Source organism: Microbacterium sp. ANT_H45B (genome assembly GCF_008369345.1).
Classification (GTDB): Bacteria; Actinomycetota; Actinomycetes; order Actinomycetales; family Microbacteriaceae; genus Microbacterium.
The window spans coordinates 185,630-212,243 of record NZ_VOBK01000004.1 but is presented as its reverse complement, the minus strand read 5'-3'; the positions used below and the strand labels follow the sequence as shown (position 1 = coordinate 212,243).

The window sequence follows — 26,614 nt, the reverse complement described above, 5'->3', positions numbered from 1 at the left end:
CAGGCGCCGGGTGCACCTTGCGGACGATTGTGACAGTCAATGGTGGTTTCGTCTACCTTTAGACCGAGAGTTGATCTACTCTGAGGGCGAAGCCGGTCGGCCGACCGCTTCACCGCACGAGAACGGAGCGTCAGATGTCGGGCAACCTGAGCATCGAACAGCTGGATGCCGGCATCGCCGCCGGCGAGATCGACACGGTGATCGTGGCCTTCGCCGACGCCCAGGGGCGACTGGTCGGCAAGCGAGTGTCGGCGCGGCTGTTCCAGGACGACATCCTGTCGCACGGTGCGGAGGCCTGCGACTACCTGCTCTCGGTCGATGTCGACATGAACACGGTCGAGGGCTATGCGATGTCGGGCTGGGACCGCGGGTACGGCGACATGGTCCTCAAGCCCGACGTCGAGACGATGCGCGACATCCCGTGGCTGGCCGGCACGGCGCTCGTCATGGCCGACCTGGTCTGGCAGAACGGCGAGCCGGTCGGCCCTTCTCCCCGTGCGATCCTCGACCGCCAGCGCGACCGCCTCGCCGAGCGCGGCTGGACGGCGTACGCGGGCACCGAGCTGGAGTTCATCGTCTTCGACGACACCTATCGCGAGGCCTGGGCGCGCAGGTACGAGGGGCTGACTCCCGCGACCGACTACAACGTCGACTACAACCTGCTCGCCTCCACACGCATGGAGCCCCTGCTGCGTGACATCCGCAACAGCATGGACGCGGCGGGGCTGTACTGCGAGGGGGTCAAGGGCGAGTGCAACTTCGGACAACAGGAGATCGCGTTCCGCTACGCGGAGGTGCGCGAGACCGCCGACCAGCACGCGATCTACAAGAACGGTGCGAAGGAGATCGCCGAGCAGCACGGCAAGGCGCTCACCTTCATGGCGAAGTTCAACGAGCGCGAAGGCAACAGCTGCCACATCCATCTGTCGCTGCGCGACGAGTCGGGTGCCCCGGTGATGGCCGGCGACGGCGAGCACGGGTTCAGCCCGGTCATGGAGCACTGGATCGCCGGCATCCTGGCCACGCTCCGCGAGTTCACGCTGTTGTTCGCCCCGAACATCAACTCCTACAAGCGTTTCGCCAAGGGCAGCTTCGCCCCGACGGGCGTGGCATGGGGCATCGACAACCGCACCTGCGCGCTGCGCGTGGTCGGCTCCGGCTCGGGACTCCGGGTCGAGAACCGCGTGCCGGGCGGAGACGTGAACCCCTACCTCGCCATCTCGGCGATCATCGCAGGCGGGCTGCACGGCATCGAGAACGAGCTGCCCCTGCCGGAGCGGTTCACCGGCAACGCCTACGAGGATGCGGTCGATCACCTGCCCACGACGCTACGTGAAGCCGCGAGGCTTTTCAGCGAGTCGACGATCGCACGGCAGGCGTTCGGCGACGATGTCGTCGAGCACTACCTGAACCAGGCGCGCATCGAGGTCGAGGCCTACGACGCGGCCGTCACCGACTGGGAGCGCATCCGTGGCTTCGAGCGCCTCTGACCCCGGGCCGCTGATCGGCGTCACCACCTATCTGGAGAGGGCGCAGCAGGGGGTGTGGGATGTGCGTGCGGCGTTCCTCCCCGAGCAGTACCTCACGAGCGTGACCTCCTCCGGCGGCATCGCTCTCCTCCTCCCTCCGCAGGATCCGGATGCCGCGGACGCGGCGATCTCCGGCATGGACGGTCTCGTGCTCTCGGGCGGAGCGGACGTCGCCCCCGAGCTGTACGGGGAGGACCGGCATCCGCTCACCGACCACGCCCGCGTCGACCGCGACGCGTGGGAGCTCGCGCTGTTCCGCGCCGCCGAGCGGCGGGGCATCCCGGTGCTGGCGATCTGCCGCGGTCTGCAGCTCGTGAACGTCGCGCGAGGCGGCAGCCTCCAGCAGCACCTGCCCGAATCGCTCGGTACCGAGAAGTACCGCATCGGCGGCGGCGTCTTCGCCGAGAACGACGTGAGGGTCTCGAACGAGACGCCACTCGCAGAGATCATCGGCGAGACCGAGATGCGCGTGCACAGCTACCACCACCAGGGAGTGGACCGTCTCGGCGACGGGCTCGTGGCGGCCGCACACTCCGACGACGGACTCGTGCAGGCGTTCGTCGACACGTCGGCCGGACACATCGTCGGCGTCCAATGGCACCCGGAGGAGAACGCCGAGGACCGACGTCTCTTCACCGATCTCGTCTCACAGGCCCGTGCGTTCGCCGCGCGGCGGAAGGAGGACGCCCGATGAGCGCGTTCACAGTCATCAACCCCTCGACCGGAACGGCGATCCGCGACGTCGCGCGCGCCGACATCGGCGAGACGGATGCCGCGATCGCCCGAGCCGTCGCGGCGCAGCGCCGGTGGGCCGCCCTCGCCCCCGTCGCCCGCGCCGATGCGCTGCGCGCATTCGCACGCACGGTCGAGGGGGCAGTCGAGGAGCTCGCACAGCTCGAGGTGCTGAACTCCGGGCATCCGATCGGCTCCGCGCGCTGGGAGGCGGGTCACGTCGCCCAGGTGCTCAACTACTATTCCGCCGACCCCGAGCGTCTCTCGGGGCGGCAGATCCCGGTGGCCGGCGGGCTCGACGTCACCTTCCACGACCCGTACGGCGTGGTGGGGGTCATCGTCCCGTGGAACTTCCCCATGACGATCGCCGCGTGGGCGTTCGCGCCCGCGCTCGCCGCGGGCAACGCCGTGGTGCTCAAGCCCGCAGAGCTCACGCCGCTGACTGCGATCCGACTCGGAGAGCTCGCCCTCGAAGCGGGCCTGCCCGAGGGGCTGTTCGAGGTCGTCACCGGTTCGGGGTCGGTCGTCGGACAGCGGCTCGTCGAGCACCCCCATGTCCGCAAGATCGTGTTCACCGGGTCGACCGAGGTCGGCATCGAGGTCGCCGCCGGGTGCGCGCGGGCGCTCAAGCCGGTGACTCTCGAGCTCGGCGGCAAGAGCGCGAACATCGTGTTCGACGACGCCGACCTCGAGAAGGCGGCCGCGGCCGTGCCGGGTTCGGTGTTCGACAACGCGGGCCAGGACTGCTGCGCCCGCAGCCGGTTGCTCGTGCAGCGTTCGGTGTACGACCGGTTCCTCGAGCTGCTCGAACCGGCGGTCGCCGCCTGGCGGGTCGGCGACCCGTCACGCAGCGACACCGACATGGGTCCGCTCATCTCGGCTGCGCATCGCGACACCGTGGCGGGGTTCCTCGACGGCGCGGACATCGCCTTCCGCGGCAGCGCACCTGAGGGCGACGGCTTCTGGTTCGCCCCGGCCGTGGTGCTCGCCGATCCGGACGACCGGATCGCCCAGCAGGAGGTCTTCGGGCCTGTGGTCGCCGTGATGCCGTTCGACGACGAGGCCGACGCGATCCGGCTCGCCAACGACACCGTCTACGGTCTCGCGGGCTCACTCTGGACCGAGAACCTGGGCCGCGGGGTGCGGGTGTCTCGCGCGGTGCAGAGCGGCGTGCTCTCGGTCAATTCGCACTCCTCGGTGCGGTACGCGACGCCGTTCGGCGGCATGAAGGCCTCGGGCCTCGGGCGAGAGCTCGGACCGGATGCCGCCGAGCACTTCACCGAGACCAAGAACGTCTTCTTCGCGACCGACGACTGATCACGCACACAGATTCCCGCATCCCCACCCTGCAACGGAGAAACACACATGAGCATCGATCTGACCCAGCGACTCAAGGACCGCGTCGCCATCATCACGGGAGGGGCGAGCGGGATCGGCTTCGCCACCGCCCAGCGCTTCGCGGCCGAGGGGGCGTTCGTCGTCATCGCCGACGTCGATCCCGCCACGGGAGAAGCGGCCGCAGCCGACGTGGGCGGCGTGTTCCGCCCGGTCGACGTCGCCGACGAGGAGAAGGTCAACACGCTGTTCGACGGCGTGGCCGCCGAGTTCGGTCGCATCGACATCGCGTTCAACAACGCGGGGATCTCGCCGGCGGACGACGACTCGATCGAGACGACCGAGCTGCCGGCCTGGGACCGGGTGCAGGACGTCAACCTCAAGAGCGTGTACCTCTGCAGTCGGGCGGCACTCCGCCACATGGTGCCCGCGGGCCGAGGGTCGATCATCAACACCGCCTCGTTCGTCGCCCTGCTCGGATCGGCCACCTCGCAGATCAGCTACACGGCGTCGAAGGGCGGCGTGCTCGCGATGTCGCGCGAGCTCGGCGTGCAGTTCGCCCGTCAGGGAGTGCGCGTGAACGCCCTGTGCCCCGGGCCCGTGAACACCCCGCTGCTGCAGGAGCTCTTCGCGAAGGACCCCGAGCGCGCGCAGCGACGCCTCGTGCATGTGCCGATGGGACGCTTCGCGGAGCCGTCCGAGCTCGCGGCGGCCGTGGCCTTCCTCGCCTCGGACGACTCGTCGTTCATCACCGCCAGCGCCTTCGTCGTCGACGGCGGCATCACCAACGCCTACGTCACCCCGCTGTGAAGCGGGATCATGTCGCTGTGACAGGGTGAAGGACATGAGCGAGCACCTTCCCGACGGCGATCTCGTCGAGGTGCGCCGCGCCGTCTACCGGCCGCTGCGACGGGGCAATGCGCTCGAGGACGCGGTCGCTCGCCTCGTCCAGACGATCCGCCTCGGCGTGGTCGCGCCGGGGGAGTCGCTGCCGCCGGAGCGCGAGCTCGCGGCATCCTTCGGCGTCAGCCGCGACACCGTCCGTGAAGCGATCCGCGAACTCGCCGACACCGGGTACCTGGTGCCCAAGAGGGGGCGGTACGGCGGCACGTTCGTCGCCGACCCGCTGCCCCATCCCTCGGATGCCGGCGCCGTGACCGCCACCGAGGTCGACGACGTGCTGGGCCTTCGACGTGTCCTCGAGACCGGCGCAGCCCGTGCGGCTGCCGGACGGTCATTGGATGCCGCGACCCGCGCCGACCTGTGGGCGCGCCATGAGGCGGCCCTGCCGGCCGGTCCCGAGGAGTACCGGCGCCTCGACACCCTGCTGCACCTCGCGATCGCCGAGGCCGCCGGCATCCCCTCCCTCGTCGCGCTGGTCGCCGAGAACCGGGCCGACGTCAACGCCTGGCTCGACACCTTCCCTCTGATGCCCCGCAACATCCAGCACTCGGGAGAGCAGCACGAGCAGATCGTCTCGGCCATCCTCGCCGGACGGCCCGACGCCGCGGAGGCGGCGATGCGCGATCACCTCGCCGGCTCCGAGTCGCTGCTGCGCGGCTTCCTGGTCTGAACCCGCGCCGCCGAGCTCGGATCAGCTGCGGGCGTGCTCGTCGGCGACCGACAGCGCCTCGTCGAGAACCGCCAGACCGCGCACCAGGTCGTCCTCCTCGATCACGAGGGGAGGCGCCACATGCATGCGGTTGAAGTGCGTGAACGGCCAGACGCCGGCCTTCTTCGCCGCCGCGGCAAAGGCGCCCATGGGAGCCGCATCCGCTCCGCTCGCGTTGAACGGCACGAGCGGCTCGCGGGTCTCCTTGTCGCGCACCAGCTCCACCGCCCAGAACAGCCCGCGGCCGCGCACCTCGCCGACGCTCGGATGGGTGTCGACCCAGTGGCGCAGGGTCGGCTCGACGATGCGTGTGCCGAGGTCGCGTACCCGCTCGAGGATGCCGTCGCGGCGGAACACCTCGAACGTCGCGACACCCGCGGCGCACGCGAGCGGGTGGCCCGAGTAGGTCAGCCCGCCGGCGAAGGGCGTGGTGTCGAACGCCTTGGCGATGCGCTCCGAGATCACGACGCCGCCGAGCGGCACGTAGCCCGAGTTCACGCCCTTGGCGAAGGTGATCAGGTCGGGGCGGCCGCCGTAGGCGTCGATGCCGAACCACTCGCCGAGCCGACCGAAGCCGACCATGACCTCGTCCGCGATGTAGACGATGCCGTAGCGATCGCACAGCTCGCGCACGCCTTGCAGGTAACCGGGCGGCGGCACCAGCACACCGTTCGTGCCGACGACGGTCTCGATGATGATCGCGGCGATCGTCGCGGGGCCTTCGAGCTGGATCGTCTGCTCGAGGTGGGCGAGTGCGCGCTCGGACTCCTGCTCGGGCGTCTCGGCGTGGAACGGCGAGCGGTAGAGGTACGGCCCGAAGAAGCGCACGGCTCCCGAGTCGGGCGTGCCGTTGGCCCACCGGCGGGGGTCGCCCGTGAGCGAGATCGCCGTCGACGTGGAGCCGTGATAGCTGCGGTACATCGACAGCACCTTGTGGCGACCGGTCGACTGACGCGCCATGCGCACCGCGTACTCGTTGGCCTCGGCGCCGCCGTTCGTGAAGAAGACCTTTTCGAAGCCCTCGGGGGCGACCTCGACGATGAGCCGGGCGAGCTCGCCCCGCACGTCGTTCGCCATCGCCGGCTGGATGGTCGACAGGCGACCGGCCTGCTGCTGGATCGCTGCGACCAGATCGGGATGCTGGTGCCCGAGGTTCAGGTTCACCAGCTGGCTCGAGAAGTCGAGGTAGGCGTTGCCGGCGTAGTCCCAGAACGTCGAGCCCTCGCCCGCCGCGACGGGCAGCGGATCGATCAGGCCCTGGGCGCTCCAGGAGTGGAAGACGTGGCCGCGGTCATCCGCTCTCACCTGCGCCTCGGCCTCGGATGCCGGCAGGGGGTGCGATGCGCCGTGGCGATCGGTGTAGTTCGTCATGTCTCGTGTCTCAGCTCTCAGAGTCTCAGTGGTTGCTCGGGAAGCCCAGGTCGATCTGCGAGGGCGTGTGGTCGGGCCAGCGGGTGGTGACCACCTTCGACCGAGTGTAGAAGTGCACCGACTCGGGACCGTAGATGTGCGAGTCGCCGAACAGCGAGTCCTTCCAGCCGCCGAACGAGTAGGCGCCGATCGGCACGGGGATCGGTACGTTGACGCCGACCATACCGACCTCGATGTCGAACTCGTACTGACGGGCGGTGCCGCCGTCTCGCGTGAAGATCGCCGTGCCGTTTCCGTAGGCGTTCGCGTTGACGAGCTCGACGGCCTCGGCGTAGGTCTCGACGCGGACCACCGAGAGCACCGGACCGAAGATCTCGTCGTCGTAGACCTTCATTCCCGGAGCGACCTGGTCGATCAGGCTGACTCCGATGAAGAAGCCCTCCGAGTCGAACTGCGTCGTCGTGCCGTCGACCACGACCGTCGCGCCCTCGGCCTCGGCACCCGTCACGTACGACGCGACGCGGTCGCGGTGCTCGCGCGTGATGAGCGGACCCATCTCGCTCGCGGCATCCGTGCCCGCGCCGATCGTCAGACCCTCGATGCGCGAGGCGATCGCGGTGACCAGATCGTCGGCGATGTCGCCGACCGCGACGAGCACCGAGACGGCCATGCAGCGCTCGCCGGCCGAGCCGTAGGCGGCCGAGATCGCGGCATCCGCTGCGGCGTCGATGTCGGCATCCGGCATCACGACCATGTGGTTCTTCGCGCCGCCGAGTGCCTGCACGCGCTTGCCCGCAGTCGAGGCCCGCTGGTAGATCGAGCGGGCGATGGGGGTCGAGCCCACGAAGCTGATCGCATTCACGCGCGGCGACTCGATCAGCGCGTCGACGGCCTCCTTGTCGCCGTGCACCACGTTCAGCACGCCGTCGGGAAGACCCGCCTCCTGGAAGAGCTTCGCGAGCCAGACCGAGGCCGACGGATCCTTCTCGCTGGGCTTGAGCACCACCGTGTTGCCGCATGCGATGGCCGAGGCGACCATCCACAGGGGCACCATCACGGGGAAGTTGAACGGCGTGATCGCGGCGACGACGCCGACCGGCTGCTTGACCGAGTGCACGTCGACCCCACGCGAGACCTGCTCGCTGCGCTCGCCCTTCAGCAGATGCACGAGACCGGCGGCGAACTCGACGTTCTCGATGCCGCGTGAGACCTCGCCCGCGGCATCCGAGAGCACCTTGCCGTGCTCTGAGGTGACGATCGCCGCGAGCTCGGGGGTGCGCTCCTTGAGCAGCTGGCGCAGACGGAAGAACACATCGGCGCGCTTGATGAGGCTGGTCTCGCGCCACGCGGGTGCCGCGGCTGCGGCGGCGGCGATCGCGGAGTCGACCTCGGCGGTCGACGCGAAGGCGACCTGCTTCGACACCTGACCGGTGGCGGGATCGAAGACCTGGCCGGTGCGAGCCGCCTCGGCGGTCTCCACTCCGTTGATGACGTGACGGACGATATCCACGATGTTCCTCCGAGGGCTGATGAAGACGGTGTCGAACACTCTGACCGGGGTTCGATAGGCTTGTTCTTCTCCATGATCACAGAGCGAGCAAGGGGATCGCGATGTCAGACCGTCAGGACTTTCGCTCCATTCGTACAGATCGTCCGACGCGCGACGACGCGCTGCTCACCGTGGCGGATGTGCTCGCCGAGCCCGTGCTGCAGGCCGGCGCTCCCGAGGTGATCGTCGGCGGCGCAGCTCTCGATGCCGCCGTGCGCTGGGTGCACGTGTCCGACAGTGTCGGCGTCGCCCGCCTGCTCGACGGCGGGGAGCTGCTGCTCAGCACCGGGGCGGGCTGGCCGACCGCTCCCGAGGAGCTGCGGGACTTCGCCATCGGGCTGTGTCAGGCCGGGATCGCGGGAGTCGTGGTCGAACTCGGCTCCGGACAGGCACGCATCCCGGAGGCCGTCGTCGAGGTGTGCGCGGAGCGGGGGCTCGCTCTGATCGCGCTGACCAGCGAGGTCAAGTTCGTCGCCGTCACGGAGACCGTGCACCGGGCGCTGATCGCCGCGCAGACCATGGCGCTGCGCGAACGCCAGCGCCTGCACGAGCTCTTCACGGCGCTGAGCCTGCGGGGAGCCCCGGCCGACGTCGTGGTCGCCGAGACGGCGCGCGCGCTCGGAGCTCCGGTCGTTCTCGAGAACCTGGCGCGCGAGGTGATCGCCCACGAGACCCTGCGGACGCCGGTCGCCGAAGCGCTGACGCAGCTCCGCGTCGCGGATCGCGTGCCGGTGCAGGCGCGCGGCGTGCGGTGGGGGACCCTGCTCGCGCTGCCAGGACCCGCGCATCCGGCCGGGCGTCTCACCGTGCTCGAGCAGGGAGCCACGGCCCTCGCCTTCGGATGCCTCGCGGACGGTGGCGATTCCGAGTGGTCGCTGCTCGCCCAGCGCGGCCTCATCGACGATCTGCTCGGCGCGCGCTTCGCGAGTCCGGATGACATCGAGGCCCGCCTCGCGACCAGCGGGATCATGCTCACGGAGCGGCACTGCCACGGGATCGTGGCGCGCGGTACAGAACCTGCGGTGCAGCTCGCGTATCGCGCAGCGCAGGCCGGGGTCGCGGTGGTCGCCGCACCGGTGGATGGCGACGATGTCGCACTGCTGTCGCTGCCGGCATCCGTTCCGCTGACGGATGCGCTCGTCGCCGGCCTCGTCGGTCCCGACCGCACGGTCTTCGTCGGTCCCGCGGCGGATGACGTCGTGGGGCTGCTCGCGTCGGTGCGGGCTGCGCGTGATCTCGCCGCGAGCGACCGTTCGGATGCCGGCCCGCGCGTGCGGCGGGTGGACGACCGCCCGCTGGAGCGTTTCGTCGCGTCGCTCCGCGACGACCACCGCTTGCTGGCGCACAGCGAGCGGATGCTGGCGCCTGTCGTGGCGTACGATCGCGAGCGCCGCGGCGATCTGCTCGACGTGCTGGCCGCCCTCGTCGCCCACCCCGGCAACCGTTCCGCGGCGGCTGCGGCGAGTCACCTGTCGCGATCGGTCTTCTACCAGCGGCTCACTCTGATCGGTGATCTGCTGGGCGCCGACCTCGACGACGGCGAGACGATCGCGGCGCTCCACCTGGCTCTTCTGGCGCGCCGCCGCACCTCACGGCCAGCCTGACACCCCCGGCCCCGTCCGTTCCGGGGGCCGACACGCCAGATGTCGATCCGATCCGGCAGGTTCGGCCGCTATGTGGCGTGTCGGCCCCCGGACTGTAGGGCCGACGCCACCAGGTCTAGAGAACCGACTGGGCCTCCGAGAGCACGCCGCGCAGGATCTGCGCGATCTCACGGAATTCGGCCGGGCCGATCGTCAGCGGTGGAGCCAGCTGGATCACGGGATCTCCGCGGTCGTCGGCACGGCAGTAGAGCCCGGCCTCGAACAGGGCGGGGGAGAGGAAGCCTCGCAGCAGCCGCTCGGACTCGTCGTCGTCGAACGTCTCCCTGGTGCCCTTGTCCTTCACCAGCTCGATGCCGAAGAAGTACCCGTCGCCGCGCACGTCGCCGACGATGGGCAGGTCGAGCAGGGTCTCGAGCTCGGCACGGAAGAGCGGGGAGTTCTCACGTACATGCGCGTTCAGGCCCTCCTCGTCGAAGATCGCGAGGTTCTCCAGAGCCACGGCGGCAGAGACGGGGTGGCCTCCGAAGGTGTAGCCGTGCGGGAACGACACATCGCCCGTCGAGAACGGCTCGTAGATCCGGTCGCTGATCACCGTGGCGCCGATGGGGGAGTATCCGCTCGTCATGCCCTTGGCGCACGTGATCATGTCGGGCACATAGCCCAGGCCCGTGCACGCGAAGGTGTGGCCGAGGCGTCCGAACGCGCAGATGACCTCGTCGGAGACCAGGAGCACGTCGTGCCGGTCACAGATCTCGCGCACCCTGGCGAAGTAGCCGGGAGGGGGCGGGAAGCATCCGCCCGAGTTCTGCACCGGCTCGAGGAAGACGGCGGCGACGGTGTCGGCACCCTCGAACAGGATCATCTCCTCGATGCGATCGGCGGCCCAGCGGCCGAAGGCCTCGAGATCGTCGCTCGGGCCGCCCATCTCGGCCGCCCGGTAGAAGTTGGTGTTCGGCACGCGGAAACCGCCGGGGGTCACGGGTTCGAACATCGACTTCATCGCCGGGATGCCGGTGATCGCGAGGGCGCCCTGCGGGGTGCCGTGGTACGCGACCGATCGCGAGATCACCTTGTGCTTGGTGGGCTTGCCCATCAGCTTCCAGTAGTGCTTCGCGAGCTTGAACGCCGTCTCGACCGCCTCGCCGCCGCCGGTCGAGAAGAACACGCGGTTGAGGTCGCCCGGCGCCTCGTCGGCCAGTCGGTCGGCGAGTTCGATGGCCGCGGGGTGCGCGTACGACCAGAGCGGGAAGAAGGACAGCTCGGATGCCTGCGCCGCCGCGGCCTCCGCCAGACGGCGTCGCCCGTGGCCCGCGTTCACCACGAACAGGCCCGCGAGCCCGTCGAAGTACTCCTTGCCCTTCGAGTCCCAGATGCGGTGCCCGTCGCCCTTGACGATGATCGGCACTCCGCTCTTCTCCATCGTCGACTGACGGGTGAAGTGCATCCAGAGATGATCCTTGGCCATGGCCTGGAGTTCGGCCTCGGACGGAGTCGTGCGGTGCGTGCTCACCTGGTCCCCCAGTTGTAGAGCTGCTTCTGCAGCTTGGCGTAGATGAAGGTCTCGGTCGACAGCACTCCGTCGATCGGGCGGATGTGGTCGTTGATCATCGCGAGGAGGTCCTCGTCGTCCTCGCACACGACCTCGGCGAGGATGTCGAAGGAGCCGACCGTGATGACGACGTAGTCGATGGCCGCGATCTCGGCGATCTGCTCCGCGACGACGCGGGTGTCGCCGGAGACGCGGATGCCGATCATGGCCTGACGCGGGAAGCCCAGCTGCATCGGGTCGGTGACGGCCACGATCTGCATCACCCCGGACTCGGTCAGGCGCTGCACGCGCTGGCGCACCGCCGCCTCGCTCAGGCCGACCTCGCGGCCGATGTCGGAGTACGAGCGCCGCCCGTCCTCCTGGAGCAGCTCGATGATCGTCTTCGCGACGCCATCCAGCGGAGGGTGCTTCTTCGAGTGCGGCATGATGCGATCTTCGCACTCGAGGCCGCGCTCTTCAACTGATTCCGCAGAGCAAATGGCTTCTCGGTCGTGAAATCGGAAGCTCAGCTCTCCAGCGGACCCAGCCAGGCGCTCGCGGCGGTCGCGTGCGCGGATTCGGGGTCGGAGGGGTGGAAGGCTCCCGCCAGGACGTCGCGGTAGAGCCGCGAGAGCTCGTTCGCGGAGAAGTACGACCCGCCGCCCGCGACGAGCATGGCCTGGTCGACGACGTGCTTCGCCATGGTGATCGCGCGATGCTTGACCCCGGACAGCAGGACGAACCAGCGGGCGCCGTTGTCGACGCGCTCGTCGACGTCGCGGGCGAGCGCGGCGATCTGAGGGGGGAGCGCGTCGTAGGCGAGTCCCATGTCGGCGATGCGCCAGCGGATGTCGGGGTCCTGACTGTATGCCGCGCCCGTCTTCTTGGACCGGCGCGACGAGGCGGTGCGCACGGCGAGATCGAGCGCGCGACGCGCGATGCCGGTGTACACCGAGGCGAGCAGGATCTCGAACACCGAGAAGATGCCGAACACGATCGGGTCGGGTGAGGGTCCGACATCGATGCGGCGGACGACGTGCGCGGCATCCGCGACGGCACCGCTCAGGCGGGTCGTCCGGCTCTGCGTCGCGCGCATGCCGAGGGTGTCCCAGTCGTCGCTCGTCGTGATCGCGTCGGTGCGCTCGACGAACGCGAACACCAGCTTCGGGGCATCGGGACTCGTCGTGTCGAGGCCGTGCAGTCCGAGCTTCGTCCAGACCGGCGCGAGCGAGGTGAAGATCTTCGTGCCGGTGAAGGCGTAGCCGCCGTCGCTCGTCGGCACCGCCTCGGTGTCGCTGCCGAAGAGCACGAGGTCGTTGCCCGCTTCGCTGATGCCGAAGGCGAACACCTCGCCGGCGACGGCGCCGTCCTGCACGAACTCCAAACCGGGGACGCCCCGGTCGGAGAACACCTTGGCGACCCCGGTCCAGACCAGGTGCATGTTGATCGCGAGCGCCGTCGCCGGCGCCGCCGTGGCGAGGCGCTGCTGCAGTATCGCCGCCTGAGCCAGGCTCAGCCCCGCGCCGCCGCGCTCGGCGGGAACGAGGATCGACAGGTATCCCGCGGCGCGCAGCTCCTCGAGATCCTGCTCGGGGAAGGTGTTGTCGCGGTCATGGATCGGCGCCCGCTCGCGGATCCGCTCGAGCAGGTCGTCCGGCAGGTGCAGGGTCGGGTCGAACGGGTTCACGAGAGAGCCTCCTCGAGCTGGCGGAGCGTCTCCTCCGGTCTGTCGCGGTGCAGGGAGTGCCCTGCACCGGCGACCACCGACATGGTGATGAGCGGATTGGCGTCGAGCACGGCGACCGCGACGTCTCCGGTGAAGATGCTGTAGACGGCGGGGTCCGCGCCGATCACGTGCGTGGGCACCGTGAGTCGCGCGGCGTCGGCCGTGACATCCCAGGGCGTGTTCTGCACGCTCGTCTGCTCGACGGCCCACGCGCTCGCTCGACGCACCGCGTCGACCTTGAGCTCGGCGTCCTGCGGATGCCACTGCGGATGCTCCTGCCGCACCAGCTCGACCCTGTTGTCGGCGAAGGCGCGCTCCTGGCTCCGGCGCACGATGGCGGCATCCCGTCCGTCGATGAGGATCGCCGGATCCCACAGCACGAGTCTGCGGGTCCAGGCGGGGGCGGATGCCGCGGCGACCGTGCTCGCGGCACCGCCGAGGGAGTGGCCGACCACCGCATCCCAGGAGCCGCCGTCGTCGGGGAGGGTCGCGGCGAGGTCAGCCGCGTACGCCGCGACGGAGTAGTCGAGAGCTCGCGGTGCATCGCCGTGGCCGCGCAGGTCGATCGCCGTCGCATGCCATCCGCTCTCGGCGAGCGCGGCGCCCACCCGCCACATGAGAGCGCCGGACGAGCCCAGTCCGTGCACGAGGAGGATGCGGCGATCCGATGCGGGATCGCCCCAGCTGATGCGGGGGAGGGTGAGCGGTGCGGCCATGCCCTCAGCCTACGACCGGGATACCGCGCGGCGGCGGGTCAGGACGGCGTGACCTCGACCGGCTCGGTGTCGGGGTGCGGGCTCGCGTCCCGACCGCGCAGATCGGGGAAGGACCTGACGAACACGATGGAGACGGCCAGCCCTGCCGCGGCGAACAGCGTGGCCGCGAGATACGCGCCACGGGGGTCCGTCGCGTCGACGAGGAACCCGGCCACGGCCGAGCCCGCCGCGGCGCCGATGAGCTGCCCGGTGCCCGCCCAGCCGAACGCCTCGGCGGTCTCGCTGAACTTCACGCTCGCAGTGGTGATCGCGAACAGCACGGCGAGCGCCGGGGCGATGCCGATGCCGGCGAGCACCAGGGTGCCGCCCAGCCAGAACACGTCGAGCGAGACCATCGTCAGTGCGAGGCCGACCGTGACGATCGCGAGGCGGCGTGCCATCGCCCACGGCCCGATCGGGATGTGCCCGAACGAGAGTCCGCCGGCGAGGCTGCCGACCGAGAAGACGGCGAGCACGAGCCCCGCGGCGAGGCTGCCGTGCTCGAAGGTCGCGACGACCCCGACCTCGACCGCCGAGCAGGCGCCGATCAGGAGGAAGCCGATCACCGTCGCGAGGAGCACCGGCGGCTTCAGCACGACCTTGCCGAAGGCGTTGCGACTGCGCGGGATGCGCACGCGGCCGACTTCGGGGGAGAGGATGAACCAGGCTCCGCCGCCCACGAGCACGACCACGACGAGGAGCAGTCCCTCCGAGGTGCCGACCTGCGTCGAGACCAGGGTGATCACGACCGGGGCGAGGACCCAGATGATCTCCTGCAGCGAGGCGTCGAGGGAGAACAGCGGGGTGAGCTGCTTGGCGTTCACGAGCTTCGGGTAGATGGTGCGCACCGCAGACTGCACCGGTGGCGTCGAGAGACCGGCGATCATGCCGAGCACCATGTAGCCGGGGACGTTCAGAGGGAGGAGCGCGAGGCCCAGCACCGCGATCGCACAGACGGTGAGGGTGAGGGTGAGCACGCGGCGCATCCCCCACACGCCCATCCACCTGCTGGTGATGGGCCCGGCGACGGCCTGTCCCACGCTGGTGGCGGCGAGCACGAGGCCGGCGGATCCGTAGGAGCCCGTCTGCTGCTCGACGTGCAGGAGGATCGCGAGCGATGTCATGCCGTTCGGGAACCGCGCGGTCAGCTGTGCAGCGATCATGCGCGCCACTCCGGGCGTGCGAAGAAGGTCCCGATATCCCGCCACGGGTCAACGTTACCGGGCGCGACGGACGGTCGGCGAAGCGGCTCCTCGCCGACACGCCGCGACACGCCGAGACGACGATTCCACAGAAACTCGGATGTCCGAGGCCCCTCGTAACCTGCCCCCTGTGGATAGATCTCTCACAGGTGCTTCCCAGCCGCGATTTCATGCGGTTCGGCGACGTCGTCGGAGGGGCCGCGCCTGTGGAAGAAACGGTGGAGAACCTGTGTTGTATCAGTGGAGAGCGGTGGAAAACTACACGGATGTAACTACTACCCCTAGTGGTCACTCTGAATGTCCGTACCTATATGTAGTATTGAGATCCCGGTGAGGGTCTGCCGGAAAAACACCCGATGAACAACCGGGCCAGAGATTTGAGGGGAAGCGAAAAGATGTCGATCACGGTCTACACGAAGCCGTCCTGCGTTCAGTGCAACGCCACCTACCGGGCGCTCGACGCCAAGGGCATCGAGTACGAGATCCTCGACCTGTCGGAGGATCCGGCAGCTCTCGAGCAGGTCAAGTCGCTCGGCTACATGCAGGCACCCGTCGTCGTCACCGACGAGGGTCACTGGTCGGGCTTCCGCCCCGACAAGATCGACGAGCTCGCCTCGCGTCTGGCCTGATCCGCCATGAGCGCCGTCGCGACCGCTGCGCCGCTCCTGGTCTACTTCTCGAGCGCGTCGGGCAACACCGCCCGCTTCGTCGAGAAGCTCGGGCTCCCGGCCCGCCGCATCCCCCTTCTCCGGCAGCAGGAAGATCTTGTCGTCGACGAGCCCTTCGTGCTGATCACTCCCACCTACGGCGGGGGTGAGGGACGCGGCGTCGAGCGAGGTGCCGTGCCCAAACAGGTGATCCGGTTCCTCAACGACGAGCGCAACCGGCGCCACATCCGCGGAGTGATCTCTGCGGGCAACACCAACTTCGGCGAGTCGTTCTGTCTCGCCGGGGACATCATCAGCCGCAAGTGCCACGTGCCTCACTTGTATCGGCTGGAGATCTTCGGCACACAAGATGACGTGGATCGCGTGAGCGACGGATTGGAACATCAGTGGACAGCACAGTTGACGAGCAGGCAGTGACCGAGACGGTCGCCTTCAAGATGAACCCCAGCTACGAGGGGCTCGACTATCACGCGCTCAACGCGATGCTGAACCTGTACGACGCGAACGGCAAGATCCAGTTCGACGCCGACAAGCGGGCTGCGCGCGAGTACTTCCTGCAGCACGTCAATCAGAACACCGTGTTCTTCCACTCCCTCAAGGAGCGTCTCGACTACCTGGTCGAGAAGGAGTACTACGAGCCGGCCGTCATCGAGCAGTACTCGATGGAGTTCATCCAGAAGCTCAACGATCTCGCCTACGGCAAGAAGTTCCGCTTCGAGACCTTCCTCGGCGCCTTCAAGTACTACACGAGCTACACGCTCAAGACGTTCGACGGCAAGCGCTACCTCGAGCGCTTCGAGGATCGCGTCGTGATGACGGCCCTCGGTCTCGCCGGCGGCGACGAGAAGCTCGCGGTCGACCTCGTCGAGGAGATCATCTCCGGCCGCTTCCAGCCCGCGACCCCGACCTTCCTCAACTCGGGCAAGGCGCAGCGCGGCGAGCTCGTCAGCTGCTTCCTGCTGCGCATCGAAGACAACATGGAGTCGATCGCCCGCGGCATCAACTCCGCCCTCCAGCTCTCGAAGCGCGGCGGCGGCGTGGCACTGCTGCTCTCGAACATCCGCGAGGCCGGCGCGCCGATCAAGCAGATCGAGAACCAGTCCTCGGGCATCATCCCCGTGATGAAGCTGCTCGAAGACAGCTTCAGCTACGCCAACCAGCTCGGTGCCCGTCAGGGCGCCGGTGCGGTGTACCTCAACGCGCACCACCCCGACATCATGCGCTTCCTCGACACGAAGCGCGAGAACGCCGACGAGAAGATCCGCATCAAGACGCTGTCGCTCGGCGTCGTCGTCCCCGACATCACGTTCGAGCTCGCCAAGAACGGCGAGGACATGTACCTCTTCTCGCCGTACGACGTCGAGAAGGTCTACGGCGTTCCCTTCGGCGACATCTCGGTGACCGAGAAGTACCGCGAGATGGTCGACGACCCTCGTATCAAGAAGACGAAGATCAACGCGCGCGAGTTCTTCCAGACGATCGCCGAGATCCAGTTCGAGTCGGGCTACCCGTACATCATGTTCGAGGACACGGTGAACAAGGCGAACCCGATCAAGGGCCGCATCAACATGTCCAACCTCTGCAGCGAGATCCTGCAGGTGAACACGCCGACCACGTACAACGACGACCTGTCGTACGACCAGATCGGCAAGGACATCTCCTGCAACCTGGGCTCGATGAACATCGCGCTGTCGATGGATGCCGACGACCTCGGCCAGACCGTCGAGACCGCGATCCGTGCGCTGAGCGCGGTCAGCGACCAGAGCCACATCCGCTCGGTCCGCTCGATCGAAGACGGCAACGACCGCTCGCACGCGATCGGTCTGGGGCAGATGAACCTGCACGGCTACCTCGCTCGCGAGCACGTCTACTACGGCTCCGAAGAGGGCATCGACTTCACGAACATCTACTTCTACACGGTGCTGTTCCACGCGCTGCGCGCCTCGAACAACCTCGCCATCGAGCGCAAGCAGGCCTTCGACGGCTTCGAGGACTCGACCTACGCGTCGGGGGAGTTCTTCGACAAGTACATCGATCGCGCCTGGGTTCCCGAGACCGACAAGGTCAAGGAGCTCTTCGCCGGCAAGCACATCCCGACGCAGGCCGACTGGGTGGCGCTGAAGTCGTCGATCCAGGAGCACGGCATCTACAACCAGAACCTGCAGGCGGTGCCGCCGACCGGCTCGATCTCGTACATCAACAACTCCACGTCGTCGATCCACCCGATCGCGTCGAAGATCGAGATCCGCAAGGAAGGCAAGCTCGGTCGCGTCTACTACCCGGCCGCGTTCATGACGAACGACAACCTGGAGTACTACCAGGACGCGTACGAGATCGGCTACGAGAAGGTCATCGACACGTACGCCGCGGCCACGCAGCACGTCGACCAGGGCCTGTCGCTGACGCTGTTCTTCAAGGACACCGCCACGACGCGTGACATCAACAAGGCGCAGATCTACGCATGGCGCAAGGGCATCAAGACGATCTACTACATCCGTCTGCGTCAGATGGCGCTCGAGGGCACCGACATGACCGAGTGCGTCTCGTGCATGCTCTGATCGCCCCCTGAACACGAGAAACGACGAGGACATGACCCCCCACCCCCCGATCAAGCTGGTCGACAGCGTGCAGGCGATCAACTGGAACCGCATCATCGACGACAAGGACCTCGAGGTCTGGAACCGTCTGGTGAACAACTTCTGGCTGCCCGAGAAGGTGCCGCTGTCGAACGACATCCAGTCGTGGAACACGCTGACCCCCGACGAGCAGCTGCTCACGATGCGCGTGTTCACCGGCCTCACGCTGCTCGACACGATCCAGGGAACCGTCGGTGCCGTCTCGCTGATCCCCGATGCGATCACCCCGCATGAGGAGGCCGTGTACACGAACATCGCCTTCATGGAGTCGGTGCACGCGAAGAGCTACTCCTCGATCTTCTCGACGCTCGCGTCGACCAAGGAGATCGATGAGGCGTTCCGCTGGTCGACCGAGAATCCGAACCTTCAGAAGAAGGCTCAGATCATCATGGACTACTACCAGGGCGACGACCCGCTCAAGCGCAAGATCGCCTCGACGCTGCTCGAGTCGTTCCTGTTCTACTCGGGCTTCTACCTGCCGATCTACTGGTCGTCGAAGGCGAAGCTGACGAACACGGCCGACCTGATCCGTCTCATCATCCGCGATGAGGCCGTGCACGGGTACTACATCGGGTACAAGTTCCAGAAGGGCCTCGAGAACGAGACCGAGGAGCGCCGTCAGGAGCTGAAGGACTACACCTTCAACCTGCTGTTCGAGCTCTACGACAACGAGGTGCAGTACACGCAAGACCTCTACGACGGCGTCGGTCTGACCGAAGACGTCAAGAAGTTCCTGCACTACAACGCCAACAAGGCGCTGATGAACCTCGGCTATGAGGCGATGTTCCCCTCGACCGTGACGAACGTGAACCCGGCGATCCTGTCGGCGCTCTCGCCGAACGCCGACGAGAACCACGACTTCTTCAGCGGTTCGGGCTCGTCCTACGTCATCGGCAAGGCCGAGGCCACGGAAGACGACGACTGGGACTTCTGAGTCCCGTCGAACCGAGACGCCGAGAGTACGACGAAGGGGCGGATGCTGCGGCATCCGCCCCTTCGTCGTTGCTGCGCCCCCTACGTCCGGTTCGCGCGGTAGTACTCCAGCAGCGCCCTGGTCGACGCGTCCTGGGCGTCGATCGCCGCGGCGTCGCCGCCGATCGCGGGCGCGATCTGCATGGCGAGCTGCTTGCCGAGTTCGACACCCCACTGGTCGAACGAGTTGATGCCCCAGATCGTGCCCTGCGTGAACGTGATGTGCTCGTAGAGGGCGATCAGCTGGCCGAGCACCTGGGGCGTCAGCGCCGGCGCGAAGATCGACGTCGTCGGGCGGTTGCCGGCGAAGGTGCGTGCGGCGACCAGCGCACCGGTGGTGCCCTCCGCCTCGACCTCCTCCGCCGTCTTGCCGAAAGCGAGCGCCTTGGTCTGGGCGAGGAAGTTCGCGAGGAACAGCTCGTGCACATCCTGGTCGCCGTCGCTCGAGGGATACGCCGGGTTCACGAACGCGATGAAGTCGGCGGGGATGAGCCGGGTGCCCTGGTGGATCAGCTGGTAGAACGCGTGCTGTCCGTTGGTGCCGGGCTCGCCCCAGAAGACCTCGCCCGTGTCGGTCGTCACCGGGGTGCCGTCCCAGCGCACGGACTTTCCGTTGGACTCCATCGTGAGCTGCTGCAGGTACGCGGGGAAGCGGTTCAGCTGCTGCGCATAGGGGAGCACCGCGTGCGACTGTGCCCCGTGGAAGTTCACATACCAGACGTTCAGCAGGCCCATCAGGATCGGGACGTTGCGCTCGAGCGGCGTGGTGCGCACATGCTCGTCGACCGCATGGAATCCGGCGAGCAGGTCGCGGAAGACATCGGGCCCCAGCGCGACGGCGAGCGACAGGCCGATCGCCGAGTCGACGGAGTAGCGGCCGCCGACCCAGTCCCAGAACCCGAAGGCGTTGGTGGGGTCGATGCCGAACTCGGCCACCTTGTCGAGGGCGGTCGACACGGCGACGAAGTGATGCGCGACGGCGTCGGCGCGGGCCTCGTCGTCATCGGCGATGGACGCGGATGCCGTGAGCCCCGCCCACAGCCAGTCGCGCGCGAGCCGGGCGTTGGTCAGCGTCTCCAGGGTGGTGAACGTCTTCGACGCGACGATGAAGAGCGTCGTCTCGGGGTCGAGATCGGCGGTCTTCTGGGCGAGGTCCGTGGGGTCGATGTTCGACACGAACCTGGCCTCGATCCCGGCATCCGCATAGGGCTTCAACGCCTCGTAGACCATGACGGGTCCGAGGTCCGAACCGCCGATGCCGATGTTCACGACGTGGGTGACCCGCTTGCCGGTGATCCCGAGCCACTCGCCCTCGCGCACCCGTGTGGCGAACGCGCTCAGCGCCTCGAGCACGGACTGCACGTCGGCATCCACATCCTGGCCGTCGACGGTGAGCTCCGGGGAGGCTCCGGCCGGTCGCCGGAGCGCGGTGTGCAGCACCGCGCGGTCCTCGGAGGTGTTGAGGTGCGCACCCGCGAGCATCGCGGCGAACCGTTCGGCGACGCCCGTCTGCTCGGCCAGACGGAGCAGGGCCGCGAGGACGTCGTCATCCACGAGGTTCTTCGACAGGTCGACGTGGAGATCGGCGAGCGGGAACGAGAGGCGCTCGGCGCGGGCCGCATCGGCGGCGAACCAGCCGCGCAGGTCGGGGCTGACCGACTCGCGCAGCGCGGCGAGGTCGGACCAGGCGGGAGTGTGTGTCGGATCAACGGGAGCGGTCATGGATCAACGGTACTGCCGTGCGGAGGGTTGCGCGCCCGTCGTGACGACCGCCCTCGTTCTAGGATGACTGCGATGACCGATACGGCCCCCGAGACCGCAGCCGACCGGCGGATCAGAGCCACTGTCACCCGCCGGTTCGTGCGCGACCCCTTCGTGATCGGCGTCGTCCTGCTCGTCGCTGCGATCGCCTGGACCCTCGCCGGCGGCGACCTCGACTTCTTCCCCTTCTTGCTGATGCTGCTGGGGGGCTTCGGCATCGCGTTCTCGTTCGTGAACGCCACGATGGAGATGCGCCCCGCGCGCATCGGCGTCATCCTGCACGTCATCGTCGCCGCGGTGCTCACCGCGACGATGCTCGTCGTGATCGAGTTCGACGGGGCCGAGCTCCTCGCCGATCTGCCGGAGCCCGCGCGCGCGATCGCCCTCGTGCTGCAGATCGCCGCGGGCCCCGCGACGGGATGGATCTGGCTCGGACTGCTCTCGCGCGTGACCGACCTGTTCCGGCATCGCGACACGGCGAAGCGGCCGGCCCCCACCCCGCCGGCCTGGCAGCGGGAGGACACCGCCGACGGATCTCGCGTCGAGTTCCCGGCCGTGCCGCTGCGGATGCGAGCGCTGACGATCTCCATCGTCCTCATCGTCGTGGTCGTGGGGCTCGCGGGGGCCGCTCTGCTGATCGCCCTCGACGGCGCCGGCATGCTCCTCGGCCCGAGGATCGCGATCATCGTGGTGGGGGCGGGCCTGGCGCTTCCGGTGTACCTCGTCCTGCTGGCGGTCATCCGGCGCCGCACTCTCCCGTGCTCCGTCGCGTTCGGTGACGACGAGCTGCGGATCCGAGTGGGCGCCGCGACGCACCGCATCCCGTTCGATGAGCTCGAGACGCTCGTCTGGCGGACGCGCAGCGACTACGCGAGGGTCGAAGTGCGGGGGACCGGAACGAAGGGGGCCGGAACCGAGGGGACCGGGGCGGAGGGAGCCGCCGTGGATCTCTCGCTGATCGCCGGCCTCGCGAAAGCCCCCGCCGGGCGTACCTCTGAGCTCCCCGCGGTGCCGCGACGCGTCTTCCGCAGGCTCGAGCTCGCGGGCATGACCGTGCAGCGCACGCGTCGTGACGAGGTCGTTACCTTCCGGCGGGGTGTCTGAGCGATGTCATGTCCGCGCCGAGGCGCGCGTGGAGGTACGGTTTTCACATGGGAAGACTGCGGTACGACGGCATCTCAGAGCCGATCCTCATCGACGATGGGACGCTCGCGCATCTGAAGGTCATCGTGGGGACCAAGCTGCGTCGTCAAGAGAGCTTCATGATGAGCTGGCGCCCGCGCGAGGGCGGTGACCCAGGACGGGTGACCGTGTGGGTCCACCCCGCGATCCCGCTGCAGTTCCTCTATACCAGCGCCGAGCCCCAGCACGTCGAGAAGCAGCGCATCGAAGCCATGATGCGCTCTCTCAACGCGACCGGCGAGCTCGTCATCGACGACTTCATCGAGTTCGGCAAGAACGAGGGCAGCCTCGTCGAGGAATGAGCTCGGCGGTGTGAGCTACTCCTCGACGTGAGCTACTCGGCGGGGTAGCCCTCGCCCGCCAGCAGTCGCGCGAGATGCGCGGCGTTGCGGGCTGCGGTGGCCGTCGTCTGGGCGACCTTCTCGGGGGTCTCCTCGAGATCCTTGTAGTCGACGGTGTGCATGGCCTCGCCGTTCCAGTACACCGACCCCTGCGCCGGCACGGAGTATCCGATGTCGTTCAGGGACTGGAATAGGATGGCGGCGATGTGGTGCGCGCCGTCCTCGTTGCCGACGATGCCGGCGATCGCGACCTTGTCGAAGAGGATCGGGCGTCCCGCGTCGTCGGTCTCGCTCAGCTCCGCATCCAGTCGCTCGAGCACACGCTGGGCGACGCTGGAGTGCTGTCCCATCCAGGTGGGGGTGAGGAAGACGAGGATGTCGGCGGCGTGGACCTTCTCGCGCAGCTGCGGCCACCCGTCGCCCGCACCCATGTCCGCCTCCACTCCGGGGCTGATCGTGTGGTCGACGGCGCGGACGAGCTCGCCCGAGACGCCGTGCTCGCCGAGGGCCGCGAGGATCTGCTCGCCGAGCAGGTCGCTGCTCGACTCGGCAGGGGAGGGCTTGAGAGTGCAGGAGATGGCCAGGGCTGTCAGTGGAGTGCTCATACCCCGCACGAAACCACCATCGTCGCGCCGGGCACAGGGGGTTCCGTGCCCGGGGTGTGTGCGCTAGACGGTATCGTGGAACACGGCCGCTACGACAGGAGATCCCGTGATCCTCAGCTTCATCTTCTTCATGATCCTCTTCCTCGGAGGCATCTGGCTCATGGGGCTCGCTCAGTCGCTCGAGGACTTCCAGGCGATCGTGTTCATCGGCGGCCTGCTCATCACCAGCCTGTCGCTGGCGTTCATGATGCGCGCGGGAGGGTCCGCCACCCGCCGCAAGGACAACTGGTCGGGCAACGCCACCGAGTAGTGGGTCGCGGCGCACTCAGCCGCGCTTCGCGAGTCTCGCCTCGAGGTTGGCCCTCACCGCCGGCCATTCCGGCTCGATGATCGAGAATTCCACGCTGTCGCGCAGCGCGCCGTTGCGGTAGCGGCTCATCGCCCGCATCACGCCGTCTTGCTTCGCGCCCAGACGCTCGATCGCGGCGCGGGACTGAAAGTTCACCCACTGGGTCGTCAGCCCGACACGGAACACGCCGAGCTCCTCGAACGCGTGCCGCAGCAGCAGCAGCTTGGATTCCGCATTCGTGCCGGTTCCGTGCGCGGACGGCCGGTTCCACGTGTAGCCGATGTGCAGCCGGGGCGCGTCATCGTCGAGGTCGTAGTACGAGGTGAGCCCCAGCACTCGTCCGTCGGCGTCGAACGCCGTGAACGGGATCATCCCGCCGCTCTCGATCAGGCCGATGCGGCGCTCGATCTCGGCGGCGAGGCCCTCGGGCGACGGCACAGAGGTGTACCAGGCGTTCTTCCACAGATCGCCCTCGAGCAGCGCCTCGAGCAGGCCGTCATGGTGCGACGGCTCGAGTGGACGCAGCTCGACGAGGCGTCCGGTGAGGGTGACCGGGGCGGGGGAGGTACGAAAAGTCATGGGGCCATTCAATCAGCGCCGCGGGTGACGCGCGGTCACGCGCTCAGAGCCCGTTCGTCCCACTGCCCGTTGCCCATCCTCGCGCCGACGTAGGTGGTGTCGCCGATGCGCAGGAGGAGGCGCCGGTACGCGGCCACGATCTCGACGGTCACTCCCAGCTCGAAGGCCATGCTCGCCAGGTGCGTGCCGCGCAGTCGCTCGGCCTCTGCATACGCGGGAGCGGTGATGAGCAGTCGAGCTGCCCATTCGTCGGCGCGACGCTCCTGACGCGCGCGCAGCTCGGCGTCCGCCGTCGGCGTATGCCCGAGCACGGCGTGTGCCAGCTCATGCGCGAGCACGCTGCACGTCGCTCGCGCGGTGAGCCCCGGTGCCACGCGGATCGTCGCGGTCGTCGGCTCGTAGCCGCCGTAGGAGCGGCCCGGGCCCTCGACGAAGTGCAGTCCGTTGTCCTCGAGCAGGCGGAGGAGGTGCTCCATGGGTCCTCCTCGTCGCCGGTCGCCGGTCGCGGGTCAGTCGTACAGGTCGTCGGTGTCGTCGTCGTGGGTCACGGGGGAGTCGAACGCGACTTCGGAGTCATCTTCTCGTCGACCGCGGACATCGGTGCGCGGGCGCAGAGGCGTGATGGTGGCACCCCTGCGTGCGGCCTCGGCGCGCAGCCGCTCCTCGGCGCGGCGGAGGATGAGATGGGGCTCGAGGTCGACGGCCGCGCAGACCGCGTAGACGATCGGAACCGGGATCGCGCGCTTGCCGGTGACGTAGTTGTCGAGCGCGCTGCGGGCGATGCCGATCTCCCGCGACATCGCGGCGATGCTGCTGCCGGCAGCGGCGATCTCGCCCCGGAGCTGTCGGCCGACTGCTGCGTTGAACTGCTCGCCCGGTGTCTTCACGTGAGTCACGATAGCACTGCGACGAAGCCAGTATGCTGTCATACCGGTGCGAGCATGGCTTGCTCGGCGTCATGTGCGGCGATAGTGTCTACGGGTGACGACAGATGTGAGACGAATGGTCGCATCCAGGGTGAGCGATGAACTGGTCGCGTCCGGCAGGACACCGCAGTGGCTCGCAGAGCAGGCAGGGATCAGCGCGAAGGCTCTTCGGAGCAAGCTCGCGATGCGGGCCGACTTCACGGTCGTCGACCTCGCCGACATCGCGCATGCGCTGGGCATCCCGGTGAGTGAACTCGTGCCACCGGAGCGCTAGCGTGGGCGTATGAAGACCATCCCCTTCGGATCCACCACCGCCCCCGCCGTCGTCGCCGGAATGATGCGGATCGACGACAAGGACCACGCGCACATCCGCGAACTGTACGACAGTGCTCGCACAGCCGGCATCGACTTCTTCGACCACGCCGACATCTACGGCGGCGCGATGCACGTCTGCGAGGGGCGCTTCGCCGACGCGCTCGGCCTCTCCGCGAGCGAGCGCGACGAGATCGTGCTGCAGACCAAGTGCGGCATCAACCCGGCCGAGGGATCGTTCGACTTCTCGTACGAGCACATCATCCGGCAGGTGGAGGGATCGCTCGCGGCGCTGCGCACCGATCGTCTCGATGTGCTGCTCCTGCACCGTCCTGACGCGTTGGTCGAGCCCGAAGAGGTCGCCAGGGCGTTCGACGAGCTCGAGGCCGCGGGCAAGGTCAGGGCGTTCGGCGTCTCGAATCACACCCCGCGTCAGATCGACCTGCTGCGCACGGCGGTGACCCAGCCGCTGATCGCGAATCAGCTGCAGCTCTCGATCACGCACGCGCCGATCATCGCCCAGCCGATCGCTGCGAACATGTCGGGAGAGGATCAGAGCATCGTCCGCGACGGCGGAGGGATCGTCGAGTACTGCCGCATCAACGGCATCACGATCCAGGCATGGTCGCCGTTCCAGGGCGGGTTCTTCACGGGCGTGTTCCTCGGCGACCCGAACTACGCGGAGCTGAACGCCGTGATCGATCGTCTCGCCGCGTCGTACCGCGTCGAGCCGATCGCGATCGCGACGGCCTGGATCACGCGGCACCCCGCGAAGATGCAGGTGGTCCTCGGCACCACGACGCCCGACCGTGTGCGAGATGCCGCGGCCGGCGCCGACATCGACCTCACTCGCGCCGAATGGTACGAGCTGTTCCGTGCGGCCGGGCACCTGCTGCCCTAGTCCGAGCGCCGCACGCGCGCGTCGTCTACCCTGAACTCATGCCGTTCCTGTTCACGATCCTCGTCATCGCCCTGATGGTCGGCGCGCTCGTCGACATCATCAAGCGCGACGACTCGCAGGTCAGGTATCTGCCGAAGATGGCGTGGATCATCATCGTGATCCTGCTGCCGCTGATCGGGAGCCTGCTGTGGTTCGCGATCGGGCGGGAGTACTCGGAGGCAGGTCTGCGCATCCCCCGAGTGCGTCCGGCGGCCCGGCCGGCGAGCAGGCGGCCGGATCCGGCTCCCGCGATGCCGGTGGACACGCGGAGCACGGAGCAGCAGATCGCGGACCTGGATCGTGAGATCGAGGAATGGCGCCTGCGGCGGGAGATCGAGAGGCGCCGTCGAGAGGACGGCGACCCCGCTGCAGGGTCTGGCGCCGCGCAGAGCTAGGTCGG

28 protein-coding genes are annotated in these 26,614 nt (G+C 68.3%); 16 read left to right on the top strand and 12 right to left on the bottom strand.

Annotated features, from left to right (window positions below; all coding sequences use genetic code 11):
* The first annotated feature begins 134 nt into the window (after window positions 1–134).
* Genes FQ142_RS17220 through FQ142_RS17200 form a run of 5 tightly spaced genes read left to right on the top strand, consistent with a single transcriptional unit; the run spans window position 135 to window position 5,169 of the window.
* Window positions 135–1,490 carry a glutamine synthetase family protein gene (locus FQ142_RS17220; RefSeq protein WP_149424307.1) on the top strand — a complete coding sequence of 452 codons (1,356 nt, stop codon included), beginning with the start codon at window positions 135–137 and terminating at the stop codon, window positions 1,488–1,490.
* Complete coding sequence (locus FQ142_RS17215; protein WP_149424306.1) at window positions 1,471–2,223, top strand: gamma-glutamyl-gamma-aminobutyrate hydrolase family protein; 753 nt, start codon at window positions 1,471–1,473, stop codon at window positions 2,221–2,223. Before FQ142_RS17220 ends, FQ142_RS17215 begins: the two co-directional genes overlap by 20 nt.
* Window positions 2,220–3,578 (top strand): aldehyde dehydrogenase family protein, encoded by a 1,359-nt coding sequence (locus FQ142_RS17210; protein ID WP_149424305.1) that lies wholly within the window; start codon window positions 2,220–2,222, stop codon window positions 3,576–3,578. The genes FQ142_RS17215 and FQ142_RS17210 overlap by 4 nt, the downstream gene beginning before the upstream one ends.
* 48 nt (window positions 3,579–3,626) lie before the next feature.
* Entirely contained in the window at window positions 3,627–4,406 is a 780-nt protein-coding gene (locus FQ142_RS17205; protein ID WP_149424304.1) for a 3-oxoacyl-ACP reductase, read from the top strand.
* Window positions 4,407–4,440: 34 nt separating this feature from the next.
* Window positions 4,441–5,169 (top strand): FadR/GntR family transcriptional regulator, encoded by a 729-nt coding sequence (locus FQ142_RS17200; RefSeq protein ID WP_056420643.1) that lies wholly within the window; start codon window positions 4,441–4,443, stop codon window positions 5,167–5,169.
* Between the two features lie 21 nt (window positions 5,170–5,190).
* On the opposite strand, the gene FQ142_RS17195 is transcribed toward FQ142_RS17200, so the two are convergent.
* Together FQ142_RS17195 and FQ142_RS17190 are read right to left on the bottom strand one after the other, a co-directional pair.
* Window positions 5,191–6,579 carry an aspartate aminotransferase family protein gene (locus tag FQ142_RS17195; RefSeq protein WP_149424303.1) on the bottom strand — a complete coding sequence of 463 codons (1,389 nt, stop codon included), beginning with the start codon at window positions 6,577–6,579 and terminating at the stop codon, window positions 5,191–5,193.
* Between the two features lie 25 nt (window positions 6,580–6,604).
* Window positions 6,605–8,089, bottom strand: a complete 1,485-nt coding sequence (locus FQ142_RS17190) for a CoA-acylating methylmalonate-semialdehyde dehydrogenase (protein WP_149424302.1) — start codon at window positions 8,087–8,089, stop codon at window positions 6,605–6,607.
* Between the two features lie 101 nt (window positions 8,090–8,190).
* On the opposite strand from FQ142_RS17190, the gene FQ142_RS17185 reads away from it, so the two are divergent.
* Complete coding sequence (locus tag FQ142_RS17185) at window positions 8,191–9,732, top strand: PucR family transcriptional regulator (protein ID WP_149424301.1); 1,542 nt, start codon at window positions 8,191–8,193, stop codon at window positions 9,730–9,732.
* Window positions 9,733–9,847: 115 nt separating this feature from the next.
* On the opposite strand, the gene FQ142_RS17180 is transcribed toward FQ142_RS17185, so the two are convergent.
* The 5 genes from FQ142_RS17180 to FQ142_RS17160 form a co-directional block, all read right to left on the bottom strand.
* The gene (locus tag FQ142_RS17180; protein WP_149424300.1) at window positions 9,848–11,242 is read right to left on the bottom strand and encodes an aspartate aminotransferase family protein; all 1,395 of its coding nucleotides are present in this window, start codon (window positions 11,240–11,242) and stop codon (window positions 9,848–9,850) included.
* Window positions 11,239–11,706: an Lrp/AsnC family transcriptional regulator gene (locus FQ142_RS17175; RefSeq protein WP_149424299.1), complete on the bottom strand. Its 468-nt coding sequence runs from the start codon at window positions 11,704–11,706 to the stop codon at window positions 11,239–11,241. Before FQ142_RS17175 ends, FQ142_RS17180 begins: the two co-directional genes overlap by 4 nt.
* Window positions 11,707–11,786: 80 nt before the next feature.
* Window positions 11,787–12,947, bottom strand: coding sequence for an acyl-CoA dehydrogenase family protein (locus FQ142_RS17170; RefSeq protein WP_149424298.1), 1,161 nt, complete (start codon window positions 12,945–12,947; stop codon window positions 11,787–11,789).
* Entirely contained in the window at window positions 12,944–13,702 is a 759-nt protein-coding gene (locus FQ142_RS17165; RefSeq protein ID WP_149424297.1) for an alpha/beta fold hydrolase, read from the bottom strand. The genes FQ142_RS17170 and FQ142_RS17165 overlap by 4 nt, the downstream gene beginning before the upstream one ends.
* Before the next feature lie 38 nt (window positions 13,703–13,740).
* Window positions 13,741–14,904, bottom strand: coding sequence for an MFS transporter (locus FQ142_RS17160; RefSeq protein ID WP_149424296.1), 1,164 nt, complete (start codon window positions 14,902–14,904; stop codon window positions 13,741–13,743).
* Between the two features lie 434 nt (window positions 14,905–15,338).
* On the opposite strand from FQ142_RS17160, the gene nrdH reads away from it, so the two are divergent.
* The 4 genes from nrdH to nrdF are packed head-to-tail and all read left to right on the top strand — an operon-like array spanning window position 15,339 to window position 19,181.
* Window positions 15,339–15,572 (top strand): glutaredoxin-like protein NrdH, encoded by a 234-nt coding sequence (gene nrdH, locus FQ142_RS17155; RefSeq protein WP_045253199.1) that lies wholly within the window; start codon window positions 15,339–15,341, stop codon window positions 15,570–15,572.
* A gap of 6 nt (window positions 15,573–15,578) precedes the next feature.
* Window positions 15,579–16,028 (top strand): class Ib ribonucleoside-diphosphate reductase assembly flavoprotein NrdI, encoded by a 450-nt coding sequence (gene nrdI / locus FQ142_RS17150; RefSeq protein ID WP_056420671.1) that lies wholly within the window; start codon window positions 15,579–15,581, stop codon window positions 16,026–16,028.
* Between the two features lie 20 nt (window positions 16,029–16,048).
* Window positions 16,049–18,169: a class 1b ribonucleoside-diphosphate reductase subunit alpha gene (nrdE, locus tag FQ142_RS17145; protein ID WP_045253250.1), complete on the top strand. Its 2,121-nt coding sequence runs from the start codon at window positions 16,049–16,051 to the stop codon at window positions 18,167–18,169.
* A 31-nt stretch (window positions 18,170–18,200) separates the two neighbouring features.
* Complete coding sequence (gene nrdF / locus FQ142_RS17140; RefSeq protein WP_045253201.1) at window positions 18,201–19,181, top strand: class 1b ribonucleoside-diphosphate reductase subunit beta; 981 nt, start codon at window positions 18,201–18,203, stop codon at window positions 19,179–19,181.
* 80 nt (window positions 19,182–19,261) lie between these two features.
* Here nrdF and pgi read toward each other — a convergent pair whose 3' ends face one another.
* Window positions 19,262–20,941, bottom strand: coding sequence for a glucose-6-phosphate isomerase (gene pgi / locus FQ142_RS17135; protein ID WP_149424295.1), 1,680 nt, complete (start codon window positions 20,939–20,941; stop codon window positions 19,262–19,264).
* Between the two features lie 72 nt (window positions 20,942–21,013).
* On the opposite strand from pgi, the gene FQ142_RS17130 reads away from it, so the two are divergent.
* Together FQ142_RS17130 and FQ142_RS17125 are read left to right on the top strand one after the other, a co-directional pair.
* Window positions 21,014–22,084, top strand: a complete 1,071-nt coding sequence (locus tag FQ142_RS17130; RefSeq protein WP_149424294.1) for a hypothetical protein — start codon at window positions 21,014–21,016, stop codon at window positions 22,082–22,084.
* A gap of 47 nt (window positions 22,085–22,131) precedes the next feature.
* On the top strand, window positions 22,132–22,464 hold the full coding sequence (locus FQ142_RS17125) for a hypothetical protein (protein WP_149424293.1): 333 nt from the start codon (window positions 22,132–22,134) through the stop codon (window positions 22,462–22,464).
* Between the two features lie 32 nt (window positions 22,465–22,496).
* Here FQ142_RS17125 and FQ142_RS17120 read toward each other — a convergent pair whose 3' ends face one another.
* Window positions 22,497–23,108: a flavodoxin family protein gene (locus FQ142_RS17120; protein WP_149424292.1), complete on the bottom strand. Its 612-nt coding sequence runs from the start codon at window positions 23,106–23,108 to the stop codon at window positions 22,497–22,499.
* A 106-nt stretch (window positions 23,109–23,214) separates the two neighbouring features.
* Between FQ142_RS17120 and FQ142_RS17115 the strand changes: the two genes are divergently transcribed.
* Window positions 23,215–23,418 carry a hypothetical protein gene (locus FQ142_RS17115; protein ID WP_045253213.1) on the top strand — a complete coding sequence of 68 codons (204 nt, stop codon included), beginning with the start codon at window positions 23,215–23,217 and terminating at the stop codon, window positions 23,416–23,418.
* 15 nt (window positions 23,419–23,433) lie between these two features.
* Here FQ142_RS17115 and FQ142_RS17110 read toward each other — a convergent pair whose 3' ends face one another.
* Genes FQ142_RS17110 through FQ142_RS17100 form a run of 3 tightly spaced genes read right to left on the bottom strand, consistent with a single transcriptional unit; the run spans window position 23,434 to window position 24,923 of the window.
* Window positions 23,434–24,036 carry a GNAT family N-acetyltransferase gene (locus FQ142_RS17110; protein WP_149424291.1) on the bottom strand — a complete coding sequence of 201 codons (603 nt, stop codon included), beginning with the start codon at window positions 24,034–24,036 and terminating at the stop codon, window positions 23,434–23,436.
* Window positions 24,037–24,071: 35 nt separating this feature from the next.
* Window positions 24,072–24,512 carry an ImmA/IrrE family metallo-endopeptidase gene (locus FQ142_RS17105; protein ID WP_149424290.1) on the bottom strand — a complete coding sequence of 147 codons (441 nt, stop codon included), beginning with the start codon at window positions 24,510–24,512 and terminating at the stop codon, window positions 24,072–24,074.
* A gap of 33 nt (window positions 24,513–24,545) precedes the next feature.
* Window positions 24,546–24,923: an XRE family transcriptional regulator gene (locus tag FQ142_RS17100; RefSeq protein ID WP_235564200.1), complete on the bottom strand. Its 378-nt coding sequence runs from the start codon at window positions 24,921–24,923 to the stop codon at window positions 24,546–24,548.
* A 130-nt stretch (window positions 24,924–25,053) separates the two neighbouring features.
* On the opposite strand from FQ142_RS17100, the gene FQ142_RS17095 reads away from it, so the two are divergent.
* The 3 genes from FQ142_RS17095 to FQ142_RS17085 are packed head-to-tail and all read left to right on the top strand — an operon-like array spanning window position 25,054 to window position 26,609.
* Window positions 25,054–25,236 carry a hypothetical protein gene (locus FQ142_RS17095; RefSeq protein WP_149424289.1) on the top strand — a complete coding sequence of 61 codons (183 nt, stop codon included), beginning with the start codon at window positions 25,054–25,056 and terminating at the stop codon, window positions 25,234–25,236.
* A 9-nt stretch (window positions 25,237–25,245) separates the two neighbouring features.
* Window positions 25,246–26,175, top strand: a complete 930-nt coding sequence (locus FQ142_RS17090) for an aldo/keto reductase family oxidoreductase (RefSeq protein WP_149424288.1) — start codon at window positions 25,246–25,248, stop codon at window positions 26,173–26,175.
* A gap of 38 nt (window positions 26,176–26,213) precedes the next feature.
* Window positions 26,214–26,609, top strand: coding sequence for a PLDc N-terminal domain-containing protein (locus FQ142_RS17085; protein WP_149424287.1), 396 nt, complete (start codon window positions 26,214–26,216; stop codon window positions 26,607–26,609).
* Window positions 26,610–26,614: the final 5 nt, after the last annotated feature.